This window comes from Sphingomonas jaspsi DSM 18422, assembly GCF_000585415.1.
GTDB lineage: Bacteria > Pseudomonadota > Alphaproteobacteria > Sphingomonadales > Sphingomonadaceae > Sphingomicrobium > Sphingomicrobium jaspsi.
Map to the genome: position 1 here is coordinate 461,231 of NZ_KK073876.1, position 15,944 is coordinate 477,174.

Genomic DNA, 15,944 nt, shown 5'->3' on the forward strand with positions numbered 1-15,944 from the left:
ACGGCTTTAGCAGCATGGTTCGGCATTTCCAGCTTTTGACAACGGTCAAGGTGCAAGGCGCCCACGCATCATAGCGTGCGGGCAACAAGCAAGGAGTTGCCCCATGTCCGTCCGTATTGACCCCAGGTTGCTCGCCGATGCCCGTGAAATCGTCATCGCGCCCGACGCGCCGCGCGCCGTCACCGAGCGCGACTTCAACCTTCCCGTCGCGCTTCACGCCGGATTCTTCGGCCTGTTCATCGCCTATCTCGGCGTGATGTGGATCGGCTTCGGCAACCCCGACCTCGCGATCCCGATGGCGATCTTCCTCTTCTTCACTGCCGCCTTCTACGTCGTCCCGGCGCTGTGGGCGACGATGGCGGGGCCGAGCGAAACCCGCGCCATGCCGCTCGACAAATTGCTGGGCAGCGGCATCGACACCCTGACCGGTCGCACCGGCGGCGGCGCGGCGGTCGCGCAGGTGCTGGTCCTGCCGGTGCTGATCTTCCTGTGGGGTGTCGCCGTCGCGGTCATCGCCGCGCTGGTCTAAGCCGCCAGCTGCTCCAGCCGCACCGGGTCGCGCAGGCGAATGCCGCGCGGCCCGTCGCGCGCCACGATCCCGTCACGTTCCAGGGCCGTGACTTGGCGGCTTACCGTTTCGATCGTGGTGCCGAGCAGCGCGGCCATCTCGCCCCTGCTGATCGGCAGGTCGAACCGGTCGGCCGGATGGCACGGCGAATGGCTCGCCGCGCGCGCCATCGCCAGCAGGAAGCCAGCGACCCGGCCCTTGGCGTCGCGCCGCGCCTGCAGCTCGACCAGCGACCGCGCCTCGAACAACTCCTCCGCCGACCGCCGCAGCAGCGCCTTGGCCAGCGCTGGGAAACGGTCGATCGCCCGTTCGTAATCCTTGCGCTCGAACAGGCACAGCTGGCTGTCGGTCAGCGCGACCACGTCGTGACGCGCGACCGGCGCGAACATTTCGCCGACGAATCCGGCCGGGTGGATCAGGCTCAACACCCGCTCGGTCCCGTCCTCGCCGTGGCTGGCGATCTTCAACGCGCCGCTGACCAGCGTCGCGCACAAATCCTGGTCGTCGCCCGCCGCGAACAGCGTCTCGCCCTTCTTCAGCGTCCGGCGCCGCCCGATCCGCTCCAATTCGTCACGCTCTTCGGGACGCAGCGAAGCGCAGGCCGCCCGTTCGCGAACGGGGCAGGTGGAACATTGCAGGCGGCTGGTCATGCCTCTTCGTAACCCTGTCTTGGCCGGAATTCGGCGGCATCGCTTGCCCGTCCCGGTCGCTTCTGTCTAACCCTACGCCATGCATCATTCACCTGTCGACTTCCCCTACCTCGGCTTGCTCCTGTTCGTGGCGTCGCTGGTGGCGATGCTGACACGACGCGTTGGCATGCCTTACAGCGTGGGCCTGGTCATCGCCGGTTTCCTGCTCGCGCTGACTCCGTTGGGCGCGGATTTGCAGTTGACGCCGGAACTCATCATGCAGGTCTTTCTTCCGCCCTTGGTTTTCGAAGCCGCAATCCAGATCCGCTGGCGGCCGTTCAAACGGGAATTGCCGCTGCTCCTCGTCCTGGTGACGGTGGGGGTGGTCTTGGCGGCCGGGCTGGTGGCGGCGGGCATGCACGCATTCGCCGGATGGGGCTGGCTCGGCGCGGCATTCTTCGGCGTGCTCATCGCCGCGACCGATCCGGTTTCGGTGATTGCGGCATTCAAGGAAATGAAGGTCGACCATCGCCTTCACCTGCTGGTCGAATCCGAAAGCCTGCTCAATGACGGCGTTGCGGCGCTCGGCTTTTCGTTGCTGCTGGGCATTGCGGCCGGAGCGGAGCTTGGCGCGGGCGCGATCAGCTTCAGCCTCGTGTGGATCGCGATCGGCGGCATTCTGTGCGGCCTTGCCGTCGCCGGCTTCCTGCTGCTCATCGCCGGGCGCACCGATGACAAGCTGGTCGAGGTTAGCCTGACTATGCTCGCGGCCTATGGCAGTTTCCTGCTTGCCGAACATTTCCACATGTCCGGCGTGCTGGCGACGCTCTCAGCGGGCATCCTCGTCGGCAACTATGGGTGGATGGGTTCGATCAGCGACCGCGGACGTCCGGCGGTGTTGCACTTCTGGGACTATGCCGCCTTTCTGGCCAACAGCTTCGTCTTCATCCTGATCGGCAGCGGCGAGGCTTCGCCGACCCTTCTCGCGGCCATTCCCGTCGCCGCGATCGCGACCCTGTTGTCACTCGCCGGCCGCGCGGTGGCGGTCTATCCCCTCAGCCTCGCGTTCGGGAAAAGCGCCTTGGCCGTGCCGTGGAAGTATAAACATGTGCTGTTCTGGGGCGGGCTGCGCGGCGCGCTGGCCTTGGCGCTGGCGCTGGCTATCCCGTCCAGCGTGCCGGAACGCAGCGAGATCATCGCCGCCAGTTTCCTCGTCGTCGCCTTCTCGATTTTCGTGCAGGGCCTGACCATGCCGCTGCTGATCCGTCGCCTCGGCCTTATCCGCGACGAAGAAGACCCGGCGTGCGAAGCCCACCACGCCGCCGACGGCGCTTGAACGGAGCATATTCGATGAGCGACAAATTCCTCCGCCACAAACAGCCCTGGACCAGCGACGAAATCCAGAAACTCCACCGCCTTGCGGGCAAGGGCATGAGCCTCAAGGCGCTAAGCAAAGCCCTCACCCGGAGCGAGGAAAGCATCCAGGCGCGGGCGAAGCAGGATGGGTTGAAGGTGTCGAAGCTGCGCTAGAGCCGCCATCAATCGGTAACATAGCTGTTCCAGCGTCTTCTGCTGGCAGGATTTGCCCGAGCGGCTTTGGAGGGAAAAGATGAGCTTGATGGACAGCAACGCGGTTGATCCCAACCGCCCCAAGCGCATCGCCCTCGTGATCGCCAACCCCGCCGTATCGTCCACGACTGGCTGGCCAGTCGGATTTTGGTGGTCGGAACTCAGTCATCCCTACCATGCGTTCACCGAACGTGGGTACGAGGTCGAAATCTACTCGCCCGCCGGTGGCGCCTGCCAAGCCGACGCGATGAGCGATCCGAGAGACCCCTCAGGATATTCGGAAGCCGACATCCTCTCGATGGGGTTTCTTTCGACGCCCAAGCTTGCTGCGCTGGTCGAATCGACCCGTCCGGTCTCTGAACTCGACGTCGACCACTTCGACGCGATCGTCGTCGCTGGCGGCCAATCGCCAATGTTCTCGTTCGAACAGGCGACGGACTTGCATCGAAAATTCGTGGACTTCTACGAAGCCGGCAAAGTGGCTGCCGCCTTATGTCATGGGACCGCTGTGTTGCGTTACGCGCGGCTTTCCAACGGCGAAGCGTTGGTGAAGGGGCGGACGGTAACGGGGTTTGCGAATGTCGAAGAAGATTTCGCCGACAACGCCGTCTGGTCGATGAACCTGTTGTCGCGCGACGAACATGTCATGCCTTGGCGGATCGAGGATGAACTGAAGGCGCTCGGCGCCAACTATATTCAGGCGGGCCTGTGGCGTTCATTCGCCGTCCGCGACGGCAATCTCGTCACAGGTCAGCAAAATTTTTCGGGTGCGGAAACCGCGCGGAAAGTCATCGAAGCGCTGGGTGGCTGACATCGCGCCAGCCGTCGACCTACGGCACTAATATAGTATCCACCGCCTCTTCCGCCGTCTCTGGATAATCCAGCGTGTAATGAAGCCCGCGGCTTTCGTGGCGGCTCAGCGCGCTGCGAATGATGAGGTCGGCGACCTCGACCAGGTTGCGCAGTTCGATGAGGTCGGTCGTCACGGTGAAATTCTTGTAATAGTCGGTCACTTCCTGCCGCAGCAGGTCGATGCGGTGTTTGGCCCGTTCCAGCCGCTTGGTGGTGCGGACGATGCCGACGAAGTTCCACATGAAGCGGCGGATTTCGCCCCAGCATTGCTGGATGACGACTTCCTCGTCGCTGTCGGCGACGCGACTTTCGTCCCATGGCCGGATCGCGGGCGGCTCGGCCAGTTCGTCCCAGCACTTCAGGATGTGCCGCGCCGCGCTGTCGCCGAACACGAAACATTCCAGCAGGCTGTTGCTGGCCAGGCGATTGGCACCGTGCAGCCCCGACTGGGTTACTTCACCCGCCGCATAGAGGCCCGGCGCATCGGTCTTGCCGTCAATGTCGACCAGCACGCCGCCGCAGGTGTAATGCTGCGCGGGGACGACCGGGATCGGCTCCTTGGTGATGTCGATGCCAAGGCCAATCAGCTTTTCATAGATGTTGGGGAAATGCTCCTTCACGAAGTCGGCGGGCTTGTGGCTGATGTCGAGCCAGACATAGTCGAGGCCGTCGCGCTTGATTTCATTGTCGTTGGCCCGGGCCACGATGTCGCGCGGCGCCAACTCGGCCCGCTCGTCATAATCGGGCATATAGCGGTGGCCGGTCTTGGGGTTCTTCAATATCCCGCCTTCGCCGCGCACCGCCTCGGTGATCAAGAAATTCTTGACCTCAAGGTTGTAGAGGCAGGTCGGGTGGAACTGCATGAATTCCATGTTGCTGACCCGGCACCCCGCGCGCCACGCCATGGCGATGCCATCGCCGGTCGCCCCGCGCGGCGCGGTCGAATAAAGATAGGTGCGGCCCGCCCCGCCGGTGGCGAGGATGGTGGCCCGCGCGGTCAGCGTTTCGACCTTCCCGCTCTTGCGGTTGTAAGCATAAAGACCGTGCACCGCGCCGCTCGTTGAAAACTCCTCGGCATGGCGGCCGGTGGCGAAATCGATCGCGACATGGTCGGGCAGGACGGTGATGTTGGGCTGCTTGACCGCCGCCTTCTCCAGCGCTTCCTGCACGGCCCAGCCAGTCGCGTCGGCGACGTGGACGATGCGGCGGTGGCTATGCCCACCCTCGCGCGTAAGGTGCCAGCCTTCCCCGTCGTCGTCGATGTTGAACGGCACGCCAAGGTCGGCCAGCCGCTTGATCGCGGCAGGCGCCTCACTGACGACATGTTCGACGACCTTAAGGTTGTTGAGCCCCGCACCCGCGATCATCGTGTCGCGGACATGGTTTTCGAAACTGTCGCCGGGCTCCAGCACCGCGGCGATCCCGCCCTGCGCCCATTCGGTCGCCCCGCCGCCCAGCTCGCCTTTGGCCAGCACCGCGACCTTCTTGGTCTCGGCCAGCGTCAGCGCCGCGGTCAGCCCCGCCGCGCCCGACCCGATGATGATGACGTCGAACTGGCTCATGCGTCTTCGCGATCGCTGGTCAGCGCCAGGAACACATCTTCAAGGTCCGGATCGCGGGTTGAAACGTCGACCACCTCGATCCCGCTTTTCTGCAGCGCGCCAAGCACTTCGCCCGCATTGACCTTGTCCTTGCGGTACTGAATTTCCAGCGTCGTCGGCCCCAGCCGCTCGACCCGGTCGAAACAGGCGTTGTCGGGCATGGTCGTAAGGTCGCCCGCCACTTCGACCCGCACGACCTTGTCCTGCGCCTTGGCGATCAGCTCGCGCGTCGGTTCGTTGGCGATCAGCTGGCCATGGTTGATGATGGCGATGCGGTCGCACAGCTCTTCGGCTTCTTCGAGATAGTGGGTGGTGAGCACCACCGTCACCCCTTGGCGGTTGAGCTGGCGGACATAGTCCCACAGCTGCTGGCGCAGTTCGATGTCGACGCCGGCGGTCGGCTCGTCGAGCACCAGGATCGGCGGCGAATGGACCATCGCCTTGGCCACCAGCAGGCGTCGTTTCATGCCGCCCGACAGCGTGCGGGCATAGGCGTCGGCCTTGTCGGTCAGGCGTACTGCGGCCAGAAGTTCGTCGGTCTTCCGCTCCCCTTTGGGAATGCCATAAAGCCCCGCCTGAATTTCCAGCGCTTCTTTCGGCGTGAAAAAGGGGTCGAACAAGATTTCCTGCGGCACGATGCCGATCGCACGCTTGGCGTTGCGTGGATGCTCGTTGATGTCGAAGCCCCAGATGCGGGCGCTTCCGCCGGTCTTCATCACCAGGCCGGCCAAGATGTTGATCAGCGTCGACTTGCCCGCGCCGTTTGGGCCCAGCAGCCCGAAAATCTGCCCGCGCGGAACATCGAAGGTGACGCCGTCCAGCGCCCGCTTTCCGCCTGCATAGGTTTTCGCCAGGTCGCGGATTTCGATCGCAGCATCGCTCATGGCGATTCGCATAGCCCCGTCGGCCAATCCTTGGAAGGCGCGAAGGTAAATGAGTAATTTACCTTACTCATCATCCTCTTTTTTCCATTAACCAGGTTAAGTCGATCGCGTGGACATACGCCACGCCTCGAAGGTGCTTGCCGCCTGCTTCGCCATGTCGCTTTCCGCGGCAGGGCAGGCTGCGCCCAAGTCGGCGGTCCCCGCCGCAAAGGGGGCCGCGCAGATCGTCCGGCCGCTCACCCTGACGCGCATCGCCGACATGGACTTCGCCATGCTAGGGGTCACGACCGGCGGGACGGCGACGATCAACCCGGTCAACGGTGCGATGACGGTCAGCGGCGGCCTGGTGCAGCTAGGGGGAGTGCCGTCACCGGCGCGCTATGTCGGGGCTGCATCCAAGCAGACCGTCGTGAACATTCGCGTACCCAACCAGCCGGTTCTCATCACCCGCGTCGGCGGAACCCAGACGCTCCGCGTCAGCGCCTTCACGCTCGACGGCCAGGACAAGCGCGCGCTCGCTGCGGCGACCAGCTTCTCCTTTGCCGTGGGGGCGACGATCACCGTCCCGGCGGGGACCGTGGAAGGGCTCTATCAAGGCACGATCGACGTCACCGTCCAATATCCCTGACCGTCCAAAAGCTTAATTTGACGGGTTAATTTATCCCTCACCCGATCTCTTGAATCGCTGGTGAGTTGTCGCGGCCTATCCTGCCGTCGCGGACCGATGGGTCCCGTGTGGACAGGATTGGATTTGTCGTGACCAGATTGACGTGCCTCCTCGCGGCCGCCGCGTTCGGCCTTGCCATGCCGGCTGAAGCCGCGCCCGTCGCCCCGCCGACGCCGGCGAGCGGCAAGGCGTTGCTGCTGAAGCCGTTGACGCTGACCAAGCTCGGCGACCTGTCGTTCGGGACCATCGTCACTTCCAACCTGCCGGGCACCGTCGCCATTCCCGCCGACGGTAGCGCGTCGATCGTCACCGGCGGCGTGGCCCATGTCCCGTCGGACACGGGCAGCCGCGCGCGGTTCGCTGGGGCGGGGACGGCGGGCCAGCAGATCATCGTCGTCGCCGACAATCCGCTGACGCTCAGCAACGGGCTGGGCGATACCGTCAGCGTCCTTGCCATCACGCTGGACGGCCCGAACGTCCGCACGATCGATGCCAGCCGCGCCTTTTTCGTCAACGTCGGCGGCATCCTCTACGTCGCCGCCAACCAGCCCGAAGGCATCTACCAGGCGACCCTCAACGTCACCGCTTGGTACCTCTGACGCCAATAACAAACCATCTGCTCGGAAAGACCCTCACTGTGAAAAAGCTGATTGCGTTCGCCGCAGCGTCGCTGCTTGTCCCGGCTGCAGCCGCCGCCGCGCCGGTTGCCGCCAATCCCCCGGCCAAGGGCAAGGTGCTGCTGCTGACGCCGCTGACGCTGACCAAACTCAGCGACCTCCACTTCGGCACGATCATCACGTCGCCGACCGCCGGGACGGTGACCGTTCCGGCCGACGGCAGCGCACCGTCTGCGTCCGGCGGCGTGACGATGGTGGCGTCCGATCCGCCCGTCCTCGCCTACTTCGCCGGCGCCGGTTCGGTCGGCCAGGACGTGATTATCGCAGTCACCAATCCGGGCACGCTCAGCGACGGTCTGGGCAACACGGTGACGGTCGTGTCGCTCGATATCGAAGGGTCGACGACCAAGACGATCGACGCCAGCCATGCCTTTTTCTTCCATGTCGGCGGCACGATCCAGGTCGGCGCCGACCAGGCTGACGGCCTTTACCAGTCCAACTTCGACGTCACCGCCGACTACCAGTAAGGTTATTGGCAGTAAGCCGATTGAAGCGCGCTCGCTGCGTTGCTAGGGCGACGGACATGAGCGCGCTTCCTCCGCCCGAAACCATCCGCACCAAGCATCACCGCGTCGCCTGCGACGGCAGCGGCCAGGTCGACGCCGCGCTGGGTCACCCGCGCGTCTATTACCAGATCGACGATGAAACGGGGTTCGTCGATTGCGGCTATTGCGATCGTCGCTTCATCCTCGAGGGCGGACCGGCCGACGTCGCCGAACCGCCGCAAGCCTCGTGAGCGGCGACCCACGCAATTTCCTCTATCGCGGCGATCTCGATCCTGACGCCGCCGAGGCGCTTGCCGCCAAGCATCTTGCCGCCCACGACGACGGCGAACTTTACCTCCAATATCGCGTGTCCGAAGCGTTCGGGTTCGACGATGGCCGGCTGAAGACCGCCGATTATCATGTCGGCTCGGGCTTCGGCCTGCGCGGTGTCACGGGCGAAACGACCGCCTTCGCCCACGCCAACGAAATCAGCGCCGCCGCGATCGACCGCGCCGCCCAGACGCTGAAGCTGCTCGATCCCGCCACAGGCCCGCACGCCGCGCCGCCGCCGCGCACCAACCGTGCGATGTACGGCACCGACGATCCGCTGACGCTGATCCCCTTCGCGAAAAAGGTCGAGCTGTGCCAGACGATCGACGCCGCCGCCCGCGCCCGCGATCCGCGCGTCGCGCAGGTCAGCGTCAGCCTGTCGGGCAATTGGTCGGTGGTCGAAATCGTGCGCGCCGACGGCTTTGTCGCCACCGACGTCCGTCCCTTGGTGCGCCTCAACGTGTCGATCGTCGCCAAGCAGGGCGACCGCCGCGAAACCGGCAGTTTCGGCATCGGCGGCCGCTATCTCTACGACAGCCTGTTCGAGCCTGCGACCTGGAACCGCGCGATCGACGAGGCGCTGGCCCAGGCGCTGGTCAACCTTGAAAGCGTCGCGGCCCCGGCGGGCGAAATGCCGGTGGTGCTCGGTCCCGGCTGGTGCGGCGTGCTGCTGCACGAAGCGGTCGGCCATGGGCTGGAAGGCGATTTCAACCGCAAGGGCACATCGGCCTTTTCCGGCCGGATCGGCGAACGCGTCGCCGCGCCGGGCGTCACCGTCATCGACGAGGGCGCGATCGAAAACCGGCGCGGATCGCTCAGCATCGACGATGAAGGCACGCCCACGGGGCGCACCGTGCTGATCGAGGACGGCATCCTCAAGGGCTATATGCAGGACCGGATGAACGCCCGGCTGATGGGGATGGAGCCGACCGGCAACGGCCGACGCGAAAGCTTCGCCCATGCGCCGATGCCGCGCATGACCAACACCTTCATGCTGGGCGGCAAGGACGATCCGGCCGAGCTGATTACCCGGGTGCCCAACGGCATTTATTGCAAGAGCTTCGGCGGTGGGCAGGTCGACATCACCAGCGGCAAGTTCGTCTTCAGCTGCACCGAAGCCTACAAGATCGAAGGCGGCAAGATCGGCGCGCCGATCAAGGGCGCGACGCTGATCGGCGACGGCCCGACCGTGCTGACCCGGGTCAAGGGCATCGGCAACGACATGGCGCTCGACGAAGGCGTCGGCATTTGCGGGAAGGGCGGCCAGTCGGTCCCGGCCGGTGTCGGTCAGCCGTCGCTGCTGATCGACGGGATCACGGTCGGAGGCACGGCCTGAGCCTCGTCGAGCTGGCGCGCTTCGGGACGCGGGTCGAAGCCGACCTGGCGCGACTGGCGCTTGAGGCGGAGGGCATCGGCGCCGTGCTGATGGATACCGAAGCGAACAGCTTCTTCGGCGGCGGCGGTCTCATCGGTGTGCGGCTGATGGTCCTCGACGACGATGTCGACGAAGCGCGGAGGATCCTCGCCGAAAATTAGGTGCGGATAAGGTGCGCGACCGGCGCGAGGCTGAAGCCCGCGCTTTCGGCGCAGCGTTCCAGCTCCTCGCGCGGGGTGCCGTCCTCGCTCTTCGCGACCGCCCAGGCCAGGGTCGACCGATTGCCGGAACGGCAGAAGGCGAACAGTTTGCCGCCCGCCGCTTCCGCCTCGTTGATCGCTTCGCGCATCGCCTCCACATCGCTCGGCCCCATGCCGCGCGCGATGGGAATGTGGCGATAGGCGAGACCCGCGGCCTCAGCGGCCGCCTCGATCTCGTCGCTCGGCGGCTGGCCTTCGTCTTCGTCGTCCGGGCGGTTGTTGACGATGTGCGTCACGCCCATCGCTTTCAGGCGCTCAACGTCCTCGGCTGTAATCTGGCCGTTGACCAGCGTCCGTTCATCCAGCTGCTTCTGCATGTCCCGTCTCCATCGCCTCGGCCAGCGCCGCGAGCAGCGACTCGCCGTGCCGCTCCAGCTTGGTATCGCCGATCCCTTCGATGGCGGAAAGCTCGGAAAGGGACTTCGGTTTCATCGCGGCGACCGCGCGCAACGTCGAATCGTGGAAAATGACATAAGGCGGGACGCCCTGCTCCTTGGCCCTATCGCGGCGCCACGCCCGCAATGCCTCGAATAACGGGTCGTGCGGATACTCCTCGCCGCCCTTCCGCCGTGCCTTCGACCGCTTCGGCGGAACGGCGATGACCAGCGTCTCTTCGCCCTTCAGGACCGCTTTCGCGCCCGGCCCGAAACTGAGGCCCCCATAATCGTCGGCGCGCAGTGCGTCGCGGGCGAGCAGGCTGCGCGCCACGGGGCGGACCAGCGCCAGCTCCTCGGCGTTCATGATGCCGAACACGCTCAACCGGTCATGGCCGAACTGTCGCACCTTTTCACTGTCGTCCCCGCCCAGCACGGCGGCAAGGTGCGCGACGCCGAAGCGCATTTCGGTGCGGAAGGCGGCGCTGAGCAGCTTCTGCGCGACCGTGGTCACGTCGATCGTCGCGGGCGGGTCGAGGCAATTGTCGCAATTGCCACAGGTCGCGGGCGGTTCTTCGCCGAAGTGGCGCAGCAGGATCGCACGGCGGCACGTCGCGGCCTCGACGAAAGCGGCCAGTGCATTCAGCCGGTCGCGTTCCCCCGCACGTCGGTCGGGCTCGACCTCTGTCTCGATGCGGCGGCGGGCGCGGGCGAAATCCTCCGCGCCCCAGAACAGCCAGGCTTCGGCCGGGTCGCCGTCGCGGCCCGCGCGGCCGGTTTCCTGATAATAGGCTTCGATCGATTTGGGGATACCGGCATGCGCCACGAAGCGAACGTCGGGCTTGTCGATCCCCATGCCGAAGGCGACGGTCGCGGCCATCACCATCTCTTCGCTGTCGACGAAAGCGCGCTGATTGCGCTGGCGGACGCCGCCGTCCAGCCCGGCATGATAGGCGCGCACCTCGCGTCCGTTCGACAATTGCTCGGCCAGCTTCTCGGTACCGTTGCGGCTCGGCGCATAGACGATGCCCGGTCCGGGCTGGGCCTTCATCAGCGACTTGAGCTGGCTCGGCAGGCCGTCGCGCGGGCGGACATGGTAGCGGATGTTGGGCCGGTCGAACCCGGCGACGATGAGGCCGTCGTGCGGTATGCCAAGCTGGACGAGGATATCCTCGCGCGTCCGCCGGTCGGCGGTCGCGGTCAGCGCGAGGCGCGGCACGTCGCGGTGCTGGTCGAGCAACGGCAACAGCCCGCGATAATCGGGGCGGAAATCATGCCCCCATTCGCTGACGCAATGCGCCTCGTCGATGGCGAACAGCGCGATGTGCGCTTCCTCCATCAGCCGCGCGAAGCCCTCGGTCGTCGCCCGCTCGGGCGCGACGTAGAGCAGGTCGAGCTGCCCGTCGCGCAGCGCATCGCGGATGGCGCGGGGGTCTGCGCTTAAGGACGTCAGCGCGGCGGCGCGAATGCCGAACCCCTCAGCCGATCGCACCTGATCTTCCATCAGCGCGATCAGCGGGGAGATGACGATGCCGGTCCCGTGTCGGGCGAGTGCGCCGATCTGGTAGGTCAGCGACTTGCCCGCCCCGGTCGGCATCACCGCCAGCGTGTGGCTGCCCGCGACCGCGCGATCGACGACCTCCTCCTGCACCCCGCGAAAGGCGGAAAATCCGAAGCGGTCGTGGAGGAGTTGATGCACGCGTGACACGCCCCGCCTATCGAGTGTGCGGCCATGCGATGCAAGGGTTGCGTGGGGAGTCATCGACCTGCCAAGGGTAGGCCAATGACTGTCAGCGTAGATATGGGCACCGGCCCCAATGGCCAGCCCGTTTCAATGGACCTGGAAGAATTGCTCGCCACCCGTTTGCTCGTCCAGGGCAATTCGGGCAGCGGCAAGTCGCACCTGCTGCGCCGCCTGCTCGAAAAAAGCGCGGGCGAGGTGCAGCAGATCGTCATTGATCCCGAAGGCGACTTCGTCACGCTCGCCGACAAATATGGCCATGTCCCAGTCGAGGCCGCCGATCATAGCGAAAAGGATATCGCCCGCCTCGCGGCCCGCATCCGCGAGCATCGTGCGAGCGTAGTGCTGAGCCTCGAAGGGCTGGAGGCGGAAGGGCAGATGCGCTGCGCGGCCGCCTTCCTGATGGGGCTGTTCGATGCCCCGCGCGACCATTGGTACCCGGCGCTGGTGGTGGTCGACGAGGCCCAACTATTCGCGCCTTCGGGCGGCGGCGAAGTGGCGGAGGAAGTCCGCCGCGCATCGTTGTCGGCCATGACCAACCTGATGTGCCGTGGCCGCAAGCGTGGGCTGGCCGGTGTCATCGCCACCCAGCGGCTCGCCAAGCTGGCCAAGAATGTCGCCGCCGAAGCGTCCAACTTCCTGATGGGCCGCACCTTCCTCGACATCGACATGGCCCGCGCCGCCGACCTGCTCGGCATGGAGCGGCGCCAGGCCGAGGCCATCCGCGACCTTCCGCGCGGCACCTTCCTCGCGCTCGGCCCCGCCGTCGCGCGGCGTCCGGTGGCCGTGGCGATCGGGCCGGTGGAAACGCAGGCGCGATCGATGAGCCCCAAGCTGGTGCCATTACCCACCGCGCCCGCCGAGGATCTGCAGGGATTGCTGTTCGCCAAGTCCGACGTGCCCGAACCGGTCGCGCTTGCCGCCCCGCCGCCGCCGCGCGCATTGCCGTCCGAAGCGCTGCTCAATGCGATGGCCAGCGCCATGCCCAAGCGCGCCGAGGCGATGCCCGCCAAGTCGGACCAGGAAACCGCGACCATCGTCGCCGACGTGCTGCGCGCCATCGTCGAGGACCCGGACAGCGGTGCGCGCTCGGGATCGGTGCTGTTCCAGGATTTCACCGTGCGCTGCCGAATGGGCGGGCTTGCCAGGCCGCCGCTCGACCTCGCGGGGTTCACCCGCCGCCTGTCGATGGCGCGGGCGGGGATTTTCGACGAGGCCGACGATAGCTGGGCGTCGGCGCTGGAGGCCGCCTCGCTGCTCCCCGACGACATGCTCGGCCCCTTCCTGCTGGTCGCCCGCGCCGCGCGCGAAGGCGCGCCCTGTCCCAGCGACGAAGCCATCGCGGCGAGCTATGGCACCGCCAGCCTAGGCCGCGCCCGCCGCCTTCTCCAATATATCGAAACCCGCGAACTCATCGTGACGCGAGTGGACCTGGCGGGGAAGCGGAGTATTGCGATTCCGCGATTGGGGTGGTCGACGGCGGCGGCTTAGTTCTGATCTCTAGGGCCGGCCGCATATTTAGCGGCCGCGGCAGTTTTTACTCTGTAACCGTCGGGCGTCCGGACCAAATCTTCAACCAATGGAATACCGCCGTTTGGCATAATTGGTAGCGAGGCGGTGGCAGGCCACTGACGTTTCATGTCAGCCACTAGATTGTCCCGAAGCCGATTAGAAAGCGCTTGATCTTGGCCAAGCGAGAACGTGACCCAAACGCGCCCAATATTGTCCCGAAAATCCATGGCAGAAACGAGCGCCTCTTCATCGTTCTTGCCACGCCATATCGCTGCATTGAACGTAATCGGAGAAACCTCAGACAGGGATCTAAGTTCGTCGGCCGTAGCTGAATCGACGTGCAGACCTTCCTTCTCAGCCGCCGCCGACATTACATCAACAAAGCGCGCCTTATCGTCCGGGGTTGGCAACGGAACCTCATATGCCGCGACGGTTCTTGCCCAGTCGGGCTGCTCCGCGACCCCGCAGGCGGCTAATACGACAAACAACAAATGGAAAGGTCGGCGCATCGTTGGTTGGATTGGACATTATCGGGTGAGGGTCAATTGCAATGAGGACTGACCTCGTTGAATTACCCTTCCGCCACCTCCTCCATCTCCCGCTCCGCGGCCTGCCGCGTCCATAGGTCGGCGTAGAGCCCGCCCTTCGCCAGCAGTTCGGCGTGGGTGCCGCGTTCCGCGACCTTGCCGGCGTCGAGGACGACGATCTGGTCGGCGTCAGCGATGGTCGACAGGCGGTGGGCGATGATGATGGTGGTGCGGCCGCGCGATGCGGCGCTGAGGGTCGACTGGATCGCTTCCTCGGTGCGGCTGTCGAGCGCGGATGTGGCCTCGTCGAGGATCAGGATCGGCGGGTCCTTCAGCAGGGTGCGGGCGATGGCGACGCGCTGCTTCTCGCCGCCCGACAGCTTCAGCCCGCGCTCGCCGACCATCGAATCATAGCCGGACGGCAAGGCGGCGATGAAGCCGTCGATCGCCGCGCCCTTGGCCGCTTCCTCGACCTCCGCCTGGCCCGCGCCCTCGCGGCCATAGGCGATGTTGTAGCCGATGGTATCGTTGAACAGCACCGTATCCTGCGGTACGATGCCGATCGCCGCGCGCAGGCTCGCCTGCTTCACCGCGGCGATGTCCTGCCCGTCGATGGTGATCCGCCCCGCGGTGGGGTCGTAGAACCGGTAGAGCAGCCGCGCCAGCGTCGACTTGCCCGCGCCCGACGGCCCGACCACCGCAAGGCTGGTCCCCGCCGGCACGTCGAGCGTCACGCCCTTCAGGATGATCCGCTCGGGCTCATAACCGAATGCCACATCCTCGAACCGCACATGCCCCGCCGCGACCTGCAAGTAGGGCGCGCCCGGCGCATCGACCACCTCGGCTTCGGTGTCGGTGAGGTTGAACATCGATTCCATGTCGATCAGCCCCTGGCGGATCGAACGATAGACCCAGCCGAGCATGTCGAGCGGGCGGAACAGCTGCATCAACATGGTGTTGATGAACACCACGTCGCCCGGCGTGAACTGGCCCGTCGACCAGCCCCAGACGGTGTAGGCCATCGCGCCCAGCATCATCAGGTTGGTGATCAAGCTCTGGCCGATGTTGAGCCAGGCCAGGCTCACTTCATTCTTGACCGACGCGGCGGTGAATTTCCCGACCGCCTCGTCGTAGCGCCTGGCTTCGCGCTCCTCTGCGCCGAAATATTTGACCGTCTCGTAATTCAGCAGGCTGTCGACCGCGCGGCCGATGGCGCGGTTGTCGTCCTCGTTCATTTCGCGCTGCAGCTTGGCGCGCCATTCGGTCACCCGGCGGGTGTAGGTGATGTAGACGACCACCATCGCCAGCGTCGCCGCGACCAGCCCCGCACCGAATTTGTAGAAGAAGATGACGCAGGCGCCGACCAGCTCGATCAGCGTCGGGGCGATGTTGAAGAGGAGGAAATAGAGCATCATGTCGATGCTCTTGGTCCCGCGCTCGACGATCTTGGTCAGGCTGCCCGTCCGCCGCTCGAGGTGGAAGCGAAGGCTGAGCGAATGGACATGGCGGAACACCCGCGCCGACAAACGCCGCGCCGCATGCTGCCCGACCTTTTCGAACAGGGCGTTGCGGAGGTTGTCGGCCAGCACCCCGCCGAACCGCGCCGCGACATAGGCGGCGACCATCGTCACCGCCGCACCCCACAGCGCCCTGTCGCCGCTCATCGCATCCACCACCGCCTTGTAGGCGAAGGGCATGGCCAGCGAGATCGCCTTGCCCGCCAGCACCAGCGTCAGTGCGACGATCACCCGCGCCTTCAGCTCGCTCTCGCCCTTCGGCCACAGCAGCGGCAGGAAGCGCCACAGCACCTTGAAGCTGCCGCTCGGGCTTTCGGGACTGGCGGCAGGGGGGCTCATCGCCTCTTAGCTAGGGCGGCATCCCGAAATCCGCAAC

The 15,944-nt window shown here is 65.7% G+C and carries 18 protein-coding genes; 11 read left to right on the forward strand and 7 right to left on the reverse strand.

The genetic code is table 11. The annotated features are described in order from the left end of the window. Nucleotides 1-103: 103 nt before the first annotated feature. The gene (locus G570_RS02365; RefSeq protein ID WP_037498757.1) at nt 104-529 is read left to right on the forward strand and encodes a hypothetical protein; all 426 of its coding nucleotides are present in this window, start codon (nt 104-106) and stop codon (nt 527-529) included. Here the strand turns inward: G570_RS02365 and G570_RS02370 are convergent. Continuing rightward, nucleotides 526-1,218 (reverse strand): Crp/Fnr family transcriptional regulator, encoded by a 693-nt coding sequence (locus G570_RS02370; RefSeq protein ID WP_037498760.1) that lies wholly within the window; start codon nt 1,216-1,218, stop codon nt 526-528. The genes G570_RS02365 and G570_RS02370 overlap by 4 nt on opposite strands. Before the next feature lie 79 nt (nt 1,219-1,297). On the opposite strand from G570_RS02370, the gene G570_RS02375 reads away from it, so the two are divergent. The 3 genes from G570_RS02375 (at nt 1,298) to G570_RS02385 (ending at nt 3,577) form a co-directional block, all read left to right on the forward strand. Beyond that, the gene (locus G570_RS02375) at nt 1,298-2,533 is read left to right on the forward strand and encodes a cation:proton antiporter (RefSeq protein ID WP_037498763.1); all 1,236 of its coding nucleotides are present in this window, start codon (nt 1,298-1,300) and stop codon (nt 2,531-2,533) included. A 14-nt stretch (nt 2,534-2,547) separates the two neighbouring features. Beyond that, a complete protein-coding gene (locus tag G570_RS02380; protein ID WP_037498765.1) occupies nt 2,548-2,727 on the forward strand; it encodes a hypothetical protein in 180 nt (59 codons plus the stop codon). 79 nt (nt 2,728-2,806) lie between these two features. Next, nucleotides 2,807-3,577: a type 1 glutamine amidotransferase domain-containing protein gene (locus G570_RS02385; RefSeq protein ID WP_037498768.1), complete on the forward strand. Its 771-nt coding sequence runs from the start codon at nt 2,807-2,809 to the stop codon at nt 3,575-3,577. 19 nt (nt 3,578-3,596) lie between these two features. Here G570_RS02385 and nadB read toward each other — a convergent pair whose 3' ends face one another. Continuing rightward, nucleotides 3,597-5,180: an L-aspartate oxidase gene (gene nadB, locus G570_RS02390; RefSeq protein WP_037498770.1), complete on the reverse strand. Its 1,584-nt coding sequence runs from the start codon at nt 5,178-5,180 to the stop codon at nt 3,597-3,599. Beyond that, on the reverse strand, nt 5,177-6,103 hold the full coding sequence (locus G570_RS02395; protein ID WP_037503471.1) for an ABC transporter ATP-binding protein: 927 nt from the start codon (nt 6,101-6,103) through the stop codon (nt 5,177-5,179). Before G570_RS02395 ends, nadB begins: the two co-directional genes overlap by 4 nt. Nucleotides 6,104-6,257: 154 nt before the next feature. Here G570_RS02395 and G570_RS02400 point away from each other — a divergent pair, with 154 nt between their 5' ends. The 6 genes from G570_RS02400 (at nt 6,258) to G570_RS13320 (ending at nt 9,798) form a co-directional block, all read left to right on the forward strand. Next, a complete protein-coding gene (locus G570_RS02400) occupies nt 6,258-6,731 on the forward strand; it encodes a DUF4402 domain-containing protein (RefSeq protein WP_156930287.1) in 474 nt (157 codons plus the stop codon). A 128-nt stretch (nt 6,732-6,859) separates the two neighbouring features. Further along, entirely contained in the window at nt 6,860-7,369 is a 510-nt protein-coding gene (locus G570_RS13005) for a DUF4402 domain-containing protein (RefSeq protein ID WP_156930288.1), read from the forward strand. Between the two features lie 38 nt (nt 7,370-7,407). Then, nucleotides 7,408-7,914 carry a DUF4402 domain-containing protein gene (locus G570_RS02410; protein ID WP_037498776.1) on the forward strand — a complete coding sequence of 169 codons (507 nt, stop codon included), beginning with the start codon at nt 7,408-7,410 and terminating at the stop codon, nt 7,912-7,914. 56 nt (nt 7,915-7,970) lie between these two features. Beyond that, nucleotides 7,971-8,183 (forward strand): zinc-finger domain-containing protein, encoded by a 213-nt coding sequence (locus G570_RS02415; protein ID WP_037498778.1) that lies wholly within the window; start codon nt 7,971-7,973, stop codon nt 8,181-8,183. Then, nucleotides 8,180-9,598 (forward strand): metalloprotease TldD, encoded by a 1,419-nt coding sequence (gene tldD / locus G570_RS02420; protein ID WP_037498781.1) that lies wholly within the window; start codon nt 8,180-8,182, stop codon nt 9,596-9,598. The genes G570_RS02415 and tldD overlap by 4 nt, the downstream gene beginning before the upstream one ends. After that, complete coding sequence (locus G570_RS13320) at nt 9,511-9,798, forward strand: putative signal transducing protein (RefSeq protein WP_084607458.1); 288 nt, start codon at nt 9,511-9,513, stop codon at nt 9,796-9,798. Before tldD ends, G570_RS13320 begins: the two co-directional genes overlap by 88 nt. Here the strand turns inward: G570_RS13320 and G570_RS02425 are convergent. Both G570_RS02425 and recQ read right to left on the reverse strand, forming a co-directional pair. Next, nucleotides 9,795-10,214 (reverse strand): protein tyrosine phosphatase family protein, encoded by a 420-nt coding sequence (locus G570_RS02425; RefSeq protein ID WP_037498783.1) that lies wholly within the window; start codon nt 10,212-10,214, stop codon nt 9,795-9,797. The genes G570_RS13320 and G570_RS02425 overlap by 4 nt on opposite strands. Further along, a complete protein-coding gene (recQ, locus tag G570_RS02430; RefSeq protein WP_037498785.1) occupies nt 10,195-11,979 on the reverse strand; it encodes a DNA helicase RecQ in 1,785 nt (594 codons plus the stop codon). The genes G570_RS02425 and recQ overlap by 20 nt, the downstream gene beginning before the upstream one ends. Before the next feature lie 75 nt (nt 11,980-12,054). Here recQ and G570_RS02435 point away from each other — a divergent pair, with 75 nt between their 5' ends. Next, nucleotides 12,055-13,503 carry an ATP-binding protein gene (locus tag G570_RS02435; protein WP_037498787.1) on the forward strand — a complete coding sequence of 483 codons (1,449 nt, stop codon included), beginning with the start codon at nt 12,055-12,057 and terminating at the stop codon, nt 13,501-13,503. Here G570_RS02435 and G570_RS02440 read toward each other — a convergent pair. Further along, nucleotides 13,500-14,033 (reverse strand): hypothetical protein, encoded by a 534-nt coding sequence (locus tag G570_RS02440; protein ID WP_037498788.1) that lies wholly within the window; start codon nt 14,031-14,033, stop codon nt 13,500-13,502. The genes G570_RS02435 and G570_RS02440 overlap by 4 nt on opposite strands. A gap of 62 nt (nt 14,034-14,095) precedes the next feature. Next, nucleotides 14,096-15,907: an ABCB family ABC transporter ATP-binding protein/permease gene (locus G570_RS02445; RefSeq protein ID WP_037498791.1), complete on the reverse strand. Its 1,812-nt coding sequence runs from the start codon at nt 15,905-15,907 to the stop codon at nt 14,096-14,098. Nucleotides 15,908-15,944 lie beyond the last annotated feature (37 nt).

Excerpts from the sequence above, each read along its gene's own strand:
- G570_RS02365 (WP_037498757.1), top strand. The coding sequence starts at position 104 with ATGTCCGTCCGTATTGACCCCAGGTTGCTCGCCGATGCCCGTGAAATC.
- G570_RS02370 (WP_037498760.1), bottom strand. The coding sequence starts at position 1,218 with ATGACCAGCCGCCTGCAATGTTCCACCTGCCCCGTTCGCGAACGGGCG.
- G570_RS02375 (WP_037498763.1), top strand. The coding sequence starts at position 1,298 with ATGCATCATTCACCTGTCGACTTCCCCTACCTCGGCTTGCTCCTGTTC.
- G570_RS02380 (WP_037498765.1), top strand. The coding sequence starts at position 2,548 with ATGAGCGACAAATTCCTCCGCCACAAACAGCCCTGGACCAGCGACGAA.
- G570_RS02385 (WP_037498768.1), top strand. The coding sequence starts at position 2,807 with ATGAGCTTGATGGACAGCAACGCGGTTGATCCCAACCGCCCCAAGCGC.
- nadB (WP_037498770.1), bottom strand. The coding sequence starts at position 5,180 with ATGAGCCAGTTCGACGTCATCATCATCGGGTCGGGCGCGGCGGGGCTG.
- G570_RS02395 (WP_037503471.1), bottom strand. The coding sequence starts at position 6,103 with ATGAGCGATGCTGCGATCGAAATCCGCGACCTGGCGAAAACCTATGCA.
- G570_RS02400 (WP_156930287.1), top strand. The coding sequence starts at position 6,258 with ATGTCGCTTTCCGCGGCAGGGCAGGCTGCGCCCAAGTCGGCGGTCCCC.
- G570_RS02415 (WP_037498778.1), top strand. The coding sequence starts at position 7,971 with ATGAGCGCGCTTCCTCCGCCCGAAACCATCCGCACCAAGCATCACCGC.
- G570_RS02425 (WP_037498783.1), bottom strand. The coding sequence starts at position 10,214 with ATGCAGAAGCAGCTGGATGAACGGACGCTGGTCAACGGCCAGATTACA.
- G570_RS02435 (WP_037498787.1), top strand. The coding sequence starts at position 12,055 with ATGACTGTCAGCGTAGATATGGGCACCGGCCCCAATGGCCAGCCCGTT.
- G570_RS02440 (WP_037498788.1), bottom strand. The coding sequence starts at position 14,033 with ATGCGCCGACCTTTCCATTTGTTGTTTGTCGTATTAGCCGCCTGCGGG.
- G570_RS02445 (WP_037498791.1), bottom strand. The coding sequence starts at position 15,907 with ATGAGCCCCCCTGCCGCCAGTCCCGAAAGCCCGAGCGGCAGCTTCAAG.